General features: G+C 39.9%; 15 protein-coding genes. All 15 read left to right on the top strand.

Annotation, left to right across the window (positions count from 1 at the left end; all coding sequences use genetic code 11):
- Positions 1-48 precede the first annotated feature (48 nt).
- The 15 genes from FAZ25_RS00455 to rpmB all read left to right on the top strand — a co-directional run bounded on the left by FAZ25_RS00455 (position 49) and on the right by rpmB (position 16231).
- A complete protein-coding gene (locus FAZ25_RS00455; protein WP_048801576.1) occupies positions 49-825 on the top strand; it encodes an SDR family NAD(P)-dependent oxidoreductase in 777 nt (258 codons plus the stop codon).
- 95 nt (positions 826-920) lie between these two features.
- Positions 921-2264, top strand: coding sequence for a cytosine permease (locus FAZ25_RS00450; RefSeq protein ID WP_040190137.1), 1344 nt, complete (start codon positions 921-923; stop codon positions 2262-2264).
- Between the two features lie 56 nt (positions 2265-2320).
- Positions 2321-3616 (top strand): trigger factor, encoded by a 1296-nt coding sequence (gene tig, locus FAZ25_RS00445; RefSeq protein WP_004904285.1) that lies wholly within the window; start codon positions 2321-2323, stop codon positions 3614-3616.
- A 206-nt stretch (positions 3617-3822) separates the two neighbouring features.
- The gene (gene clpX / locus FAZ25_RS00440) at positions 3823-5070 is read left to right on the top strand and encodes an ATP-dependent Clp protease ATP-binding subunit ClpX (protein ID WP_040176683.1); all 1248 of its coding nucleotides are present in this window, start codon (positions 3823-3825) and stop codon (positions 5068-5070) included.
- Between the two features lie 4 nt (positions 5071-5074).
- Entirely contained in the window at positions 5075-5659 is a 585-nt protein-coding gene (yihA, locus tag FAZ25_RS00435) for a ribosome biogenesis GTP-binding protein YihA/YsxC (protein WP_004900535.1), read from the top strand.
- A gap of 71 nt (positions 5660-5730) precedes the next feature.
- Positions 5731-8151 (top strand): primosomal protein N', encoded by a 2421-nt coding sequence (priA, locus tag FAZ25_RS00430; RefSeq protein WP_048801575.1) that lies wholly within the window; start codon positions 5731-5733, stop codon positions 8149-8151.
- 174 nt (positions 8152-8325) lie between these two features.
- On the top strand, positions 8326-9297 hold the full coding sequence (fmt, locus tag FAZ25_RS00425; RefSeq protein ID WP_182089687.1) for a methionyl-tRNA formyltransferase: 972 nt from the start codon (positions 8326-8328) through the stop codon (positions 9295-9297).
- Positions 9287-10639: a 16S rRNA (cytosine(967)-C(5))-methyltransferase RsmB gene (gene rsmB, locus FAZ25_RS00420; RefSeq protein WP_040189975.1), complete on the top strand. Its 1353-nt coding sequence runs from the start codon at positions 9287-9289 to the stop codon at positions 10637-10639. The genes fmt and rsmB overlap by 11 nt, the downstream gene beginning before the upstream one ends.
- Positions 10640-10669: 30 nt before the next feature.
- Entirely contained in the window at positions 10670-11416 is a 747-nt protein-coding gene (locus FAZ25_RS00415) for a protein phosphatase 2C domain-containing protein (RefSeq protein WP_004904279.1), read from the top strand.
- 2 nt (positions 11417-11418) lie between these two features.
- Entirely contained in the window at positions 11419-13311 is a 1893-nt protein-coding gene (pknB, locus tag FAZ25_RS00410; protein WP_146973200.1) for a Stk1 family PASTA domain-containing Ser/Thr kinase, read from the top strand.
- A 53-nt stretch (positions 13312-13364) separates the two neighbouring features.
- A complete protein-coding gene (rsgA, locus tag FAZ25_RS00405; protein ID WP_040189978.1) occupies positions 13365-14270 on the top strand; it encodes a ribosome small subunit-dependent GTPase A in 906 nt (301 codons plus the stop codon).
- A 16-nt stretch (positions 14271-14286) separates the two neighbouring features.
- Positions 14287-14943, top strand: a complete 657-nt coding sequence (gene rpe, locus FAZ25_RS00400; RefSeq protein WP_004900516.1) for a ribulose-phosphate 3-epimerase — start codon at positions 14287-14289, stop codon at positions 14941-14943.
- A complete protein-coding gene (locus tag FAZ25_RS00395) occupies positions 14943-15581 on the top strand; it encodes a thiamine diphosphokinase (protein WP_004900514.1) in 639 nt (212 codons plus the stop codon). Before rpe ends, FAZ25_RS00395 begins: the two co-directional genes overlap by 1 nt.
- Before the next feature lie 46 nt (positions 15582-15627).
- On the top strand, positions 15628-15942 hold the full coding sequence (gene trxA / locus FAZ25_RS00390) for a thioredoxin (protein WP_004904273.1): 315 nt from the start codon (positions 15628-15630) through the stop codon (positions 15940-15942).
- 88 nt (positions 15943-16030) lie between these two features.
- Positions 16031-16231 (top strand): 50S ribosomal protein L28, encoded by a 201-nt coding sequence (gene rpmB, locus FAZ25_RS00385; RefSeq protein WP_004900506.1) that lies wholly within the window; start codon positions 16031-16033, stop codon positions 16229-16231.
- The last annotated feature ends 24 nt before the right edge of the window (positions 16232-16255 follow it).

Here is a 16255-nt window from a genome sequence, read left to right as displayed (position 1 = left end):
ATAAAATAAAGTTGTTATAAAAATCACAATTAAGAAAGGTGAAGTAGCATGTCAGATAAAGTAGCAATTGTAACGGGCGGTGGTCAAGGTATAGGAGCTGGTATTGCAGAGCGATTGGCGCATGATGGTTATGCGGTTATTGTGAATGGTAGAACAAAAAGCAAGCTTGATAGTGTCGTTGCACATATTACTGCCCAAGGGGGTCAAGCTGTGAGTTTCGTTGGTGACGTACAAAGTCGCCAAGTCAATATCAATATGGTTCAGTTTGCGATGACGACCTATGGTCGATTGGATGTATTTGTCGCTAATGCTGGGATTGATTGGGTGGATAGTATTGAAGAAACACCAGAAGCTGAAGTTGACAATGTGTTGAATATTAACTTGAAGTCTCAGATTTGGGCGTTACAAGCTGCACCATCAGCAATGAGAAAAAATGGCTCGGCGGGTGGTAATATTATTCTGGCATCTTCTATTGCAGGTATGGAGGGCTTTGAGCTGCTTGGTGTGTATTCTGCCACAAAATTTGCGACACGAGGCTTGGTGCAAGCTGCTGCAAAAGAACTGGCAGCTGACCATATCCGTGTGAATGCCTATAACCCAGGCATTGTGTTAACACCAATGTGGGATGAAATTGATGCGCGCTTCGCTGAGCGTAAAAATGTGCCACTTGGGGCAACCCGTCAGTCATTTATCGATGGCATTCTTTTGGGGCGTGGTGAGGAGCCAGAAGACATTGCAAAATATGTGTCGTTCTTAGTTTCTGATCAAGGGGATTATATTACAGGACAATCATTAGCAGTCGATGGTGGCATTAAATTTCAATAACAAAGTGGTTTAATAGAACACGAACGAACGTTTGCCGAGGTGAACGTTTTTTGCTATCATAAAATCTGAGTGGACAATGATAGGAGAAAATGCGGGTGGACAATAAAGAGCGTGTGAGTGTAGAAAAAACGACAAATATGGGTTTTTGGGATCAGCTTGCCACTTGGATTGGTGCTAATGCTAATAATGGTACGTGGTATGTAGGTGGTGTTTTAGCGGCGCTTGGATTAGTTGGGGCACTGATGGTCATTTTTATTTCAGGGCCGATGGCATATTTGTTTTTAGCGCTAGTAGGCTATATCGGCTTTAAAACAAAATCATCGACTATGCGTTTAATGCGCCCAGTTTTTGGTGTCAAGGGCTCGTTGGGACCGTCATTCATTAATGTGATTCAGTTCATGGGTTGGGCAGCTGTTAACACGTATATTGCGGCTATTTCTGTCAGTTATTTGTTAGCAGCTATTTTTGGTAAACAACAATTTAAGCCGGCTGGTATGAAAGGTATCATTATTGGTGTCATTGTTATGGGATTACTGCATGTGATGTCTATTTCGTTGGGGCAACGGTCTATTCGGCTGATTGAGCGCATTGGCATTGTTTTAGTCATTTTGTTGGTTATTTGGGAAACAAGCATTGTGCTACGCGAAGTACCATTGACAGCTATTGCCAAATGGCAGGTGCCAGATCATCATATATTGCCCTTTGGTAAAGCGCTGGATATATTTGCTGCCTTTAATCTTGCCTGGGTAACGGCAGGGGCTGATTTTACACGGTTTGCTTCAAAAAAATCAGCAGCAACCTGGGCACCTTTTTTGGGAGCGACAATTGGCGTTTATTGGTTTGCGATTGTTGGGACGTTGACAACAATTGCTGCAGCAGTATCGGAAAGTGCTTTCGACCCGAACGCCTCTGATCCCTCAACGATTGCCGCAAGATTAGGGCTAGGGATACTCGCTCTAGTTGTTATCATGTTGACATCAACAACCGCTAATGCCGTGAATTTAATGGCAGCTGGTTCAGCATTAAACAACATGTTGCCACGCTTTAAATTAACGACTAGTTTGTGGCTAGTCACATTGGTCGCTACGTTAATGAGTTTTATCCCATTGTTTGCGGGTGGTTTTATTGATACCTTTATCAAATTTTTAGATCTCATTGGTATGATTTTGGGACCGGAAATTGCGATTTTGGTTGTTGATTTCTACTTTGTTCGACGACGACAATATGATGTCACAGCTTTCGATAAACGTACAATATATTGGTACACAAATGGGGTAAATCTTAGCGCCTATGGTGTTTGGGTTATCAGTATATTATTTTATATTGGTCTTCAAAATGTGCCGTTTATTGTTGGAACGGTCGGATCAAATTGGCTGACAATGATTTTTGCAGGAATTATTTATTATCTTCTTTCTAAAAAAATGACAAAAATGTTGTGATTTAGTAGCTTTTAAGATAAAATTAGTAAGTATTTAAAACATTTGGAGGACTGACAATGTCTAACTGGACACCAGCTGCGGATCAAAAGAACCAAGGCACTTTAGAATTTGAAATTTCACGCGCACAAGTTGAAGAAGGGTTGGAAAAAGCATTCCAACGCAACAAAAACCAAGTTTCTATCCCTGGATTTCGTAAGGGTAAAGTAACTAAGGCATTGTTCTTCTCAAAGTTTGGCGAAGAAGCTTTGTACCAAGAAGCAATGGATATTGTGTTGCCAGCTGCTTATGAAGCAGCTGTTGAAGAAGCCGGTATCACGCCAGTTGGTCGTCCTAACATTGAACCAGTTTCAATGAATAAGGGTGAAGCTTGGACATTGAAGGCTGAAGTAACAACTGCGCCAGCAATTAAGCTGGGAGAATATTTGAACCTAGAAGTTGCAGCAGAAGACACAGCTGTGTCTGACGCAGATGTCGATGCTGAAATTAAGCGCTTGCAAGATGGTCAAGCAGAATTAGTTTTGCAAGAAGAGTCAGTTAAAGCTGAAGACGGTGATACAGTAGTTATTGATTTTGATGGCTCTGTTGACGGTGACCATTTTGATGGTGGTCAAGCCAACGACTTTTCATTGGCACTTGGCTCAGGACAATTTATTCCTGGATTTGAAGAACAACTTGTCGGCCACACAGCTGGTGAAGACGTTGAAGTTAAGGTTACTTTCCCAGAAGATTATCAAGCAGCCGATCTTGCAGGAAAAGAAGCATTGTTCGAAGTTAAAATTCATGAATTGAAGCGCAAGGAATTGCCAGAATTAGATGATGAATTTGCTAAGGATGTTGATGAAGAAGTTGAAACATTAGCAGAATTAAAAGAAAAGACTGCTAAGAAGCTAGCTGATGACAAAGAAGCTGCAGCTAAGTCAGCCTTTGAAGATGCAGTTATTACAAAGGCTGTTGATAATGCAAGTGTTGATGGAGATGCTATTCCAGATGCAATGATTGAAGAAGACGTTCATCGTCAAGTTGATCAATATTTGGGACAACTACAACAACAAGGTATTTCACGTGAAATGTTCTTCCAAATTTCAGGCCAAACTGAAGAAGATTTGCATAAGCAATTCGAAGAAGGTGCCGCTACACGTGTTAAGACAAACTTGGTGCTTGAAGCCATTGTTAAGGCTGAAGGGATTGAGCCATCAGCAGAACAAGTTACTGAAGAAATTAACAACTTGGCAACACAATATAACATGGATGCTGAACAAGTGCGTTCATCATTATCAGATTCATTATTAAAGCATGATATTGCAATGCGTGAAGTAATCAAGAAGATTACTGACTCAGCAAAGGCAAAATAAAAAGGCCGTCAGGCTTTTTTATTTTGCCTCTGTTAATCACTATATTTTTCAAGTTATATGTCACTGTGCTATACTGATTACTTTACAGTAGGCATGGTTGCATACGATACTGGAATAATTTTTCAATATATTTTAGTGCAATCTGGTAAAATGTAATAGTATTTAATTATTAGTTATCTACTAAAAAGATTATTTAAGGATGGATTATGGCGCAGACACCAGAATTTGAAGAAGAAATTTACTGCAGTTTTTGTGGTAAATCATCAAACGAAGTTAAAAAGATTGTGGCTGGTCCAAATGATGTTTTCATTTGCAATGAGTGTGTTGCACTTGCTCAAAATATTATTAATGAAGAACTAACTGTGGACCAAGCAGCACAAGTGTTATCTTTGCCAACACCACATCAAATTGTGGCAGAGCTTAATGATTATGTGATTGGACAAGAAGACGCCAAAAAAACATTAGCCGTTGCAGTTTACAACCACTATAAGCGTATTAATGAAAATGTTTCGCCAACAACAGATGTTGAATTACAAAAATCAAATATTGCTTTAATTGGCCCAACTGGATCAGGAAAAACATACTTAGCGCAAAGCCTAGCACGTATTTTAAATGTGCCATTTGCAATTGCGGATGCAACAACTTTGACTGAAGCCGGTTATGTTGGTGAAGATGTTGAAAATATTATTTTAAAGCTATTGCAGTCAGCTAATTTTGATATTGAAGCGGCACAACATGGCATTATTTACATTGATGAAATTGATAAAATTGCTAAAAAATCTGAGAATGTCTCGATTACTCGCGATGTTTCTGGCGAAGGGGTTCAACAAGCTTTGCTTAAGCTGCTTGAGGGAACAAATGCCAGCGTACCACCACAAGGTGGTCGTAAGCATCCACAACAAGAATTAATCCAAGTCGATACCACGAATATCTTATTCATTGTTGGTGGTGCGTTTGCTGGTATTGATACAATTATTAAAGAACGTCTTGGTGAGCGTGTCATTGGTTTTGGATCAGATGCGAACGATAATGCCGTCGCTTTAGATTCTGAAAATATCCTAGAACATGTACAACCAGAAGATATGACTAAGTTTGGTTTAATTCCTGAGTTTATTGGTCGCTTGCCAATTGTGACTGTGTTGGATGAACTTAAAGTAGACGATTTAACTAGGATATTGACTGAACCAAAAAATGCGCTGATTAAACAATATACAGCATTACTAGGTCTTGATGATGTTGAGCTTGTCTTTCAACCTGAAGCATTAGAAGCGATGGCCGAGTTAGCTATTAAGCGTCATACAGGTGCTCGTGGTTTGCGATCAATTATTGAATCTGTTATGAAAGATATTATGTTCGACATTCCAAGCAGAGATGATGTTGAAAAAGTTATTATAACAAAAGCTAGTGTACAAAATGGTATCGCGCCTGAGTTGCATTTGAAAAAGGTAGGTTAACATTATGAATGTGAATAATGTTGAGATGGTGATGAGTGCTGTCTCCGCAGCGCAGTATCCGACAGATGGCAAACCCGAAATTGCTTTAGTTGGGAGATCAAATGTTGGTAAATCATCATTAACAAATACACTAATTCAACGCAAAAATTTTGCACGAACATCTTCTCAACCAGGAAAGACGCAAACGTTAAATTTTTATGATGTTGAAAATCAATTGTATTTTGTTGATGTGCCAGGATATGGTTATGCTAAAGTATCTAAGAAGCAACGTGAAGCCTTTGGTAACATGATTGAAGAGTACATTACAAGCCGCAAGCAATTGCGTGGCGTCATTAGTCTGGTGGATGCTCGCCATGATCCAAGTGAAGATGATGTTGCCATGTACGAGTGGTTACATTACTATAATATTCCAATCTTAGTTGTTGCAACAAAATCGGATAAAATCTCTAAAAGTAAATTTAATAAATATGAAAATAACATTAAAAAGCAACTAGGGTTTGATTCGTCAGCCAGTGATTTCTTGTTCTTTTCATCAGAAACAAAGTATGGTAGAGATTCTGTCTGGGAATGGATAACTGCACATATGTAAAGCCAACACTTGTTGGTTTTTTTTAATTGCTTTAAACGGCATTTTATAGACACGTCTGATACAATAAAAATATGAGTAACAAACAATTTGCACAAATCATTGTTGATGTGCCAACAATGCAAACAAACCAACCCTACACATATCAAGTCCCAGACAACATGATTGGTATCATACAAGCAGGTATGCGCGTTGATGTCCCGTTTGGTGGACGTCATGTGATGGGTTTTGTTATTGCCCTCGTATCCGATACCGATGTACCAGTACAACAACTAAAAACGATCACGCATATACTTGATTTAACTCCTGTATTAAATGAAGAACTACTACGGTTATCTGATTATTTGGCTGCGGAGACATTTGCTTTTCGCATAACAATTCTTCAAACGATGCTTCCCAATGCATTAAAAGCTTCTTATGAGCGTATTTTGACATTGATAGATGAGGTTGACGATGATACACAGCAACGTTTATTTAAAGGGTTAGACCAAGTAACTTATCAGGCACGTGAATGGACAACTGAAGACATTGAAAAAATAACACGACTCAGACGTGCAGGGAAAATTGAAGTTACTGTTAAAGTTAATAACAAAGCCAATATCAAAACACAATTGGCTTATCAAATGTCTGCTGACATTGAATTTTTGGAAAATGAATATCAAGCGTTAAAAACAAATGCAAAAAAACAACGGCAATTATTGACGTTTATTTTAGGTCATATGGGCGAGAAATGGTCTAAGCGTGATCTTCAAGCGCAACTTGCAGTTCATGATGCTGTTCTAAATCATGCTGTAACGCATCAATGGCTAACGAAGACACGGATTGAACAATTACGTGACCCTCTAGCAACGGTTGCTGTTGGGCCTACTAGTCCGCTGGCACTCAATAGTGAACAGCAGTCTGCTTTTGAAGCCATTATACATGCTGCAGATGAAGGGCAATATCAACCATTTTTACTCGAAGGGATCACGGGTTCCGGTAAAACAGAAGTTTACTTGCAGGCAGCGCAACATGTTTATAATCAGGGCAGAACCATATTGTTTTTGGTGCCAGAAATCGCTTTAACGCCACAAATGGTGCAGCGTGTGAAGTCACGTTTTGGTGCGCAAACAGCTGTTTTACACTCAGGTTTATCAGATGGTGAACGTTATGATGAATGGCGTCGTATTGAACGTGATGATGTGAAAATTGTTGTCGGTGCACGCTCAGCAGTTTTTGCACCGTTACGACATTTGGGTTTGGTTATTGTTGACGAAGAACATGAAACGACTTATAAACAAAGCGATAATCCGCGTTACAATGCACGTGATGTGGCACTTTGGCGTGGTGAATATCATCGTATTCCGGTTGTATTAGGCTCAGCAACACCTTCACTTGAAACCCGTGCACGCGCACAACGTGGGGTCTATGCGTTGTGTCAATTAACCAAACGCGCTGCAGTGGGGGCGCGTTTGCCACAAGTCGAAATTATTGACATGAAAGAGACTTTAGCTGCTGGCCCAGAAACAAATTTTTCAGATCAACTGCGCCAGGCATTGAATGACTGTCTTGCGCGCGGCGAACAAGCCATTTTAATGTTAAATCGTCGGGGGTATTCTAGTTTTGTGATGTGTCGTGATTGTGGCTACGTTCCGCGAGACCCTAATTGTAATTTGGCGATGACTTTACATATGGATACCAAGACTTTAAAATGTCACTATTGTGGGCATGAAGAAGCAATTCCAACGCAATGTGCGCACTGTGGCTCTAAACGTATTCGTTATTATGGTACAGGAACAGAAAAAGTTGAAGCTGAGCTGGCGACACTATTACCGCAGGCACGCGTTATACGCATGGATCAAGACACAACCCGTAAGAAAGGCAGCATGACCAAAATGTTGACACGTTTTGGCCAACATGAAGCCGACATTTTATTGGGGACGCAGATGATTGCCAAGGGTCTGGACTTTGCAAATGTCACACTTGTTGGCGTTTTAAACGCGGATACAGCATTGGGACTGCCTGATTTTCATGCAAGTGAGCGCACTTTTCAGTTATTAACACAGGTGAGTGGCCGTGCAGGTCGTGCAAAAAAAGCGGGTAAAGTATTTGTGCAAACGTTTAACCCAACACACTACGCAATTGCTTATGCTAAAAACCATGATTATGAAGGTTTTTATCAGCAAGAAATGGCTGTTCGTCATGCCGGAAACTATGCGCCTTATTTTTATACGATACAAATTCAGGCTAGCCACACAGATGAAAATACGATAGCTAAGCAAATGTTTCAGATAGTACGCTGGTTAAAATCGCGTGCTAGTAATGATGTAATTATCTTAGGGCCGTCACCCAAACCAATTGCGAAATTACGTAATCGCTACTATTTTCAAATTATTTTAAAATTCAAACAACGCGATGAGATGGATGTTTTGTTGACGACACTTTATAACCGTGCGCAAAAAGCAAAAGATGATTTGCAATTAAGTGTAGATCGTGACCCTGTTTCTTTTTTGTGACAAATAGATTACAATATTATATGATATAATGGTAATTAAGATACTCGGTTTAACGGGTGTTTTTTGTTGGATTAAAACGCGCTATGTGGTTTAAATATTAATTAGCGAGGCATCGTATGATCTATCGCTGAGCGCAGTAGATAAAGTTAGTATTAAGTGAGAAAAGAGGCATATATGAAACATACTGTTGTACTAATGGGGACACCGCAATTTGCAGTACCAATTTTAGAAGCATTAGTGGCGGATGACAATTATGATGTCTTAGCCGTCGTAACGCAACCAGATCGTCCACAGGGCCGTAAACATATTTTGACACCAAGTCCAGTTAAAGTTGCCGCTTTAGCTCACAAATTGCCTGTGCTACAACCTGAAAAAATTGCCGGTTCAAGTGAAATGGCGCAAATTATTAACTGGCAACCGGATTTTATTATTACAGCAGCCTTTGGGCAATTCTTGCCAACTAAATTACTAGCGGCAGCTCAGATAGCGGCTGTTAATACGCATGCTTCCTTATTACCGAAATATCGTGGTGGTGCACCAGTACACTACGCTATTATGAATGGCGATAATGAAACAGGTGTTTCGATTATGTATATGGTGAAAGAAATGGATGCGGGGGATGTTATTGATGTTGTCAAAGTACCAATAACGTCAACTGATAATGTTGGCACAATGTTTGACAAGCTAAGTCTTGCTGGACGTGATTTGTTGCTAGCAACATTACCTAAAATAGCGGCAGGTAATATTTCACCTGTTAAACAAGCGATTGACGACGTGACTTTTTCACCCAATATTCCACATGATAAGCAAAACTTGAATTTTGAAGTTGAAACGGCAAAACAGCTTGATTGGCATGTGCGAGGCCTCTATCCAACACATCCTGCTTATGTTCAAGTTGCTGGTCAAAGAATAAAAATTACTCAGGTTCAACCACTTGACGAAACAACCACGCAGCCAGCAGGCTATATTGTTGAGAAAAATAAAAAAGAATTAAAAATAGCCGCTGCCAATCATACGGTGTTGCGGGTGCTAAGATTACAACCAGCTGGAAAATCAGAAATGCCGATTCAAGCCTATCTCAATGGTGCTGGCAAAGCATATGTTGTAGGCCAGCCATGGGCGGAGAAAATTAAAAATGAGCGATAAACGCGTATACAGTAATAACCCTCGTGTTTTGGCAGTACAGACACTAGCCAAAATTAAAAACGGTGCATACTCTAATCTACAACTAAATCAAGTCATTAAAAAACATGCGCTGAATGACTCAGATAAGCGCCTTTTAACAACTTTAGTCTATGGTGTCATTCAGCATCGCCTCACATTTGATTACTGGTTAACGCCGTTTATTAAGCAAAAAAAGATTGAACCATGGGTGCGAGAATTACTTTATACAGCACTGTTTCAGTTACAATATTTAGATAAAATACCTCAACATGCGATTTTTAATGAATCAATTGAAGTAGCTAAGACACTTGGTCATATTGGTACAGCAAAGTTTGTTACTGCCATTCTGCATAATATTAGTCGACAAGGGTTGCCAGATATTAATGCAATCCAAAACCCTATTCAACGTTTATCTGTCGAGGCTAGTTTGCCCGTCTGGTTAATTGAAACGCTAGTTGAACAAAACGGCGAAGCAAAGACACGTCAAATAATTGGCTCAATTAATGACGCTCCTGCCCAAGCAATTCGGGTCAATACGGCACTTTCAACTGACGAAGCGGTAGAGCAAGCACTGTTAGATGAGCATTTTACTTTTGTGAAATCTAAGGTTGCTGATCATGCTTATGTTGTTACTGGTGGGCACGTAGCAGGGTCAAAGGCCTATCAAGATGGCCTATTGACGTTGCAAGATGAAAGTGCCATGTTACCTGTTGAGGCTTTACAAATTACAACGCAGGTTAAGACTGTTTTGGATGCAGCAGCTGCACCTGGTGGCAAAACAACACAAATTGCACAGTATATTGCTGACGATGCAACAATTACAGCACTCGATATTCATGCACATAAGATTCGCCTAATTGAGGCTAATGCTAAGCGACTACATGTGTCAGACAAAATAACAGCGCAAGTTTTAGATGCGCGCCAAACTGCCAACCAATTGGCAACAAAGTTTGATCGTATTTTGGTCGACGCGCCTTGTTCCGGTTTTGGTTTATTGCGTCGTAAGCCAGAAATTCGCTATGATAAAACATTAGAAGATGTTATGAATTTAGCAAGCTTACAAGGGGAGATTTTGGATTCAGTTAGCCAAAATGTTGCCGACAATGGTATGATAGTTTACAGCACATGCACCATTTTACGACAAGAAAATGATGATGTGATTGCACGCTTTTTATCAAAACACACTGATTTCGAATTGGTAACAACAATGACAAGCAAAGCCTTGAAATCAAACCGACAGGAAACAGTATTACATATTTATCCTAATGATTATCATACAGATGGCTTTTTTGTCGCTACACTCAAAAAGAAAACAGTTCAGTAAATAGTATGTATTAAAAAGATAAGGTAGTTTATGCAAATCGCATTTCACACTGATTCGGGAATTAAACGACAAGAGAACCAAGATTACGTTGGGGCTTTTACAAATCAAGTTAATCGTGTCATGGTTATGGTAGCTGATGGGGTTACTTCAACTGAAGGGGGCGATGTTGCAAGCGCTATGGCTGTTGAGCATTTTGGTCATGCTTGGGAACAAACGACATGTAATAGCATGCTAGCAATTAGTACTTGGCTAAAAGAGACAGCAGTCTATGTCAATGATGTTATTTTAGCAGCTAGTCAACGTTATGAAGACTTGAATAGGATGGCAACCACCTTAGTTTTGGCCGTTATTTTTGATGACCAGATAATAATTGGTAATCTCGGTGACTCTAAAGCATTCTTACTACACAAAAATAGATTAAAACAAATTTCTTTTGATCATAATTTAAGAAATGAATTGTTACGAGCAGGGACAATTACCAAAAAAGCGGCAGAGGAACTGCCAAATGGTGATAGTGTCACGCGCTTTCTTGGTGTTGATGATCAGACAAATATTGAGATAGATCAACATCCATTTTTGCAAAAAGATATGCTCTTTTTAACTTCAGATGGTATTACTAAAGTATTAAGCAATACCAACATTAAACGCATTATGCAAGAAAAAATATCGCTTGATTTGCGTGCAAAAAAATTAATTGCGTCCGCCAATCAGCAAGGCGCACCAGACAATGTCACTGCACTACTTGTTAGCCGTGATGACGAAAAGGATACAAACTAACTATGTTACCAGATACAGTGATAGACAATCGTTATAAAATTATCAAGTCGCTTGGTGGCGGGGGCATGGCCAATGTTTACTTGGCTTATGATAAGTTTCTTAATCGCCACGTGACATTTAAAATGATGCGATTGGATATGAAAGACGATACCAATCTGGCTAAGCGTTTTAAACGTGAAGCAATTGCTGCAACAGAACTTGTGCATGATAATATTGTGCAAGTCTATGATACTGGTGAATATGAAGGGACACAGTATTTGGTGATGGAATATGTTGAGGGGATGGATTTAAAAACATTCATTACCGATAATTTTCCAATTCCTTATCAGCAGGTCGTTGACATTATGACACAGATTTTAAGTGCCGTTCAAGCCGCCCACGCTGCTGATATTATTCATCGTGACCTTAAACCACAAAATATTCTAATCAATGATGCTGGGCAGGTCAAAATTACTGATTTTGGTATAGCTGTTGCTAAGTCACTGCAAAATATGACGCAAACCAATACAGTTATTGGCTCAGTTCACTATTTGTCACCCGAACAGACACGTGGTGGCATGGCTTCTACTAAGTCAGATATTTATGCACTTGGCGTCATGCTTTATGAGATGCTGACTAAACAAGTCCCGTATGAAGGCGATACACCTGTCGCTGTTGCGATGAAACATGCTACAGAAGACATGCCTTCTGTGCGCGATTTTGATCCACGTATCCCACAGGCACTTGAAAATGTCATACTCAAAGCAACAGCCAAACGACCACAAGATCGTTATAGCAGTGCAGCTGCGATGTCAGATGATTTGAGTACGGCACTATCACCAAGAAGATCTGATGAAGAACGATTTGCGCCGATGTCTGAAACCACTGATGAGACACGAATCATACCGATGGCACAAATTCAGGATCAATTAAAAACTGGTGTTTCGTCCGATAAATCTTTACCTGATGACGCGCCAGAAGAGCCATCGATTAAAGATGCGATTATCGAGCATGGTAAAAAGGGATATGCGGTTAAAAGTATTGCTAAAATGGTTGATCGCACCCCAAGTTATGTCCGTCAAGTATTGAAAGAAAATGGCATTAAATTTCGTAAAGCGCCAAAATGGCCGTGGGCAATTTTGGGCGTAGTCATCTTGGGCGCATTGGTTGTGATGTTTTTAAATTATCAATCCAGTAAATTGGTCGTGCCTGATGTAACCAATCTGACGCAGGATAGTGCAACGAACAAATTGCAGAAAGCTGGTTTGACAGTGGGCAGTGTCAGTTCAACGACTTCAACGACAGTTGATAAGGGAAATGTGGTTAGAACAAGTCCTAAGAGCGGATCAGAAGCCAAAAAGGGCGATACCATTAACCTCATTATTTCTTCTGGTCGTGCTAAAGTACGTTTTGGTGACTATGTTGGCTCAGATTATGCGATGACAGCAGCACAATTAAGAGCACAAGGCTATACGGTGAATAAACAGGATAGCGCATCTGATGATGTGGCTGAAGGTAAGATTATGTCACAATCTGTTGATGCCGACGGAAAAGTTGATCCGACATCAACGACAGTTGTGTTTACCGTTTCAACTGGTGCAGCTAAATTCACAGTACCAGATTTTACAAATAAAGCAACACAACAACAAGTGCAAGACTGGGCGTCACAACACGATATTGTTGTGAATTTCAACACGCAGTACGATGGCACAACTAAAAAAGATTACGTCATTAGCCAATCAATTCGCGGTGGCTCTAATATTACAAAAGATATGGTTTTGCTGGTAACAATCTCTCGTGGCCCACAAACAGATAGTAGTTCGTCGTCTAGTGTTAGTTCATCATCAAGTAGTAGTGACGCATCAAAAAGTAGCTCTAGTTCAGCAAGTAGTAGTGACAGCAGTCATAAAAACTAGTATATCGTTAATGAAAGTCGATTAATATCGGCTTTTTTTGTTACAATAAATATATGGAAAAAGGACGCATTATTCGCTCGTTGAGCGGTTATTATGATATAGAAACAGACAAAGGTAAAATTCAACGTACGCGGGCGCGTGGGGAATTTAGAAAATCAGGTCAAAAGCCAATTGTGGGTGACTTCGTTGATTTCGAAAGTGAGAATGATGACGGGTTAATTTGGAAAATTTATCCGCGCATCAACGCTTTAGTGAGGCCGCCAATTGCAAATATTGATATTGCTGTGATTGTCACTGCGCTAAAAGAGCCAAATTTTGCTGCGAATTTATTGGACAGACAATTGGTGGCTTTAGAAGCTGCACATGTAAAGCCGGTCATTTATTTTTCAAAAGCTGATTTGTTAACTGACGAGGCTTACGCGGCAATAACAACAATTGCTGAGGACTATCGTCAAATTGGGTATACTGTTCTTTTGCCAGCAAGCAACAATAATGTTGTTGCACGTCAAGCGCTACAAAGCCTTTTGGACGGGCGAGTATCAGTATTTATGGGGCAGACTGGCGCTGGAAAATCGACCCTACTCAACCAATTATCGCCTAAATTAGGTTTAGAGACCGGTATCGTCTCAAAAGCACTGAGCCGTGGTAAACATACTACGCGTCAAGTTACGCTAATTAAAGTTAACGATGCCTTAATTGCTGATACGCCTGGATTTTCATCATACGAGGTATTTGATTTTCCAGCGGAGGTATTGGATGACTACTTTCCAGAATTTGTGGCGGTACGCGATGGCTGTCGTTTTCGTGGTTGCTTACATTTAAATGAGCCTGCTTGTGCTGTGAAAGAAGCCGTCTCTCTTGGCGCAATACCCGAATCACGGTATAATAGTTACAAGGCGTTCTACGAATTAATCAAATCGCAAAAGCCAAAATACAAAACAGATAATCGGAATTTTTAGGAAGAAGGAAACAATAATGTCAGGAATTATTTCACCATCGATTTTGAGCGCGGACTATACTAATTTAGAACGTGATGTTAAGTTAGTTGAAAAGGCCGGTGCTGAATACTTACATATTGATGTCATGGATGGTAGTTTTGTACCTTCAATTTCTTATGGACCAAATTGGGTCAAACAATTACGCCCAGAAACAGATATGATATTGGACGTTCATTTGATGGTTATCAATCCTGAAAAAATTGTTGATGCGTTTGCCGATGCTGGTGCAGATATTATCGGTGTCCATGTTGAGGCGACACCACATATTCATCGTGCCCTACAAATGATTAAAAATAAAGGGGTTAAGGCTGAGGTTGTAATTAATCCTGGGACACCAGTAACCGCGATTGAACCTGTTTTAGACATGGTTGACCAAGTCCTTGTAATGACGGTTAATCCAGGATTTGGTGGACAAAAGTTTTTGCCATCAACAATTAAAAAGATTGCACAATTAAAAGCGTTGAAAGATGCTATGGGTTATCAATTTGATATAGAAATTGATGGTGGCGTCAATAATGAAACTATTACAGCTGCCTATGAAGCAGGGGCAAATGTTTTTGTAGCCGGTTCATATGTTTATGATAAAGTTGATCCAGCTGCTAAAATTGCAACATTGAAAGCGTTGACAGATTAATGCAAATTAATATCTTGGCGGGTGGTCCCAAGACATTATGGCCAGATAATTTATTTGAAACATCAGGCGACTGGATAGGTGCTGATAGAGGGGCGTGGTGGTTATATCAACACGGTATTCCCATGCAAATGGCAGTGGGGGATTTTGACTCACTGACACCCAGTGAGTATCAAGAATTAACGACTCATCTATCTGCGCATAAGATTGTTCGTGTCAAGGCGGAAAAAGATGAAACGGATACTGAATTAGCATTACTATATGCACAAAAAAAACGACCTGATCACATTACGGTTTTTGGTGCAACAGGTGGCCGTATCGATCACTTGCTGAGTAATCTTTGGCTAATGGCTAACCCAGTATTTAAGGATATCGTTGACAGAGTTACTTTTGTTGATCGCGTGAATCATATAGCCTATGCATTGCCAGGAAATGTTACAGTACATCGGCAACCGGCAATCAAATATCTCGGATTCATGCCTTTAAATCAAGTTGAAAATTTTCATATAATAGATGCTAAGTATCCATTGAGATTAACGAGCAACATCGCCAAAATGTGGTCTTCCAATGAATTTTTAGAAGACACGGTTCATATTAGCTTTGACACAGGCATAATCATGATAACGCAGACAAAAGACTGATATAATCAATAAAGAACAATGTAAGGATTAATAGGAGGTAACAAATATGGTAGTTAAAGCAATTACAGACGCCGAATTTAAGGAAGACACAGCTAAGGGTGTTAGTATTACTGATTTTTGGGCTACTTGGTGTGGCCCATGTCGTATGCAATCACCAGTCTTGGAAGCACTGTCTGAAGAAACAGAACATGTTAATTTTGTTAAGATGGACGTTGATCAGAACCCGGAAACACCTTCGGCATTTAGTATTCGTGCAATCCCAACACTATTAGTACAAAAAGATGGTGAAGTTGTTGAACGCCTAACTGGCTTTCATACAAAAGATCAGTTGGCCAAAGTTTTGGCAAAATACACAAATTAACTTGCCAAAGTATTTAAAATCTGGTAAAATTTACTAATGTTGTAGAAAGAGCTTTTTAAAACTAATGGCTCGAAAAGGAGGGTCGAACATGGCAAAGGATGCTATTACAGGCGCACGCACACGTTTTGGTAACCAACGTTCACACGCGTTGAATTCAAGTCGTCGTAGCTGGAAGCCAAACTTGCAAAAAGTGACTGTTAAGATTAACGGTGCTGCCGCAAAGAAAGTTTACTTGACAGCGCGTACTTTGAAGGCCGGGTTGAAGAACGGTTCTATCGAACGCGTTTAATCAATTATTGTAATTTATTGCAAT

Origin of the sequence: Leuconostoc sp. LN180020 (genome assembly GCF_014844115.1) — a bacterium.
GTDB lineage: Bacteria > Bacillota > Bacilli > Lactobacillales > Lactobacillaceae > Leuconostoc > Leuconostoc citreum.
This window is presented reverse-complemented; position numbering and strand designations above follow the sequence as displayed.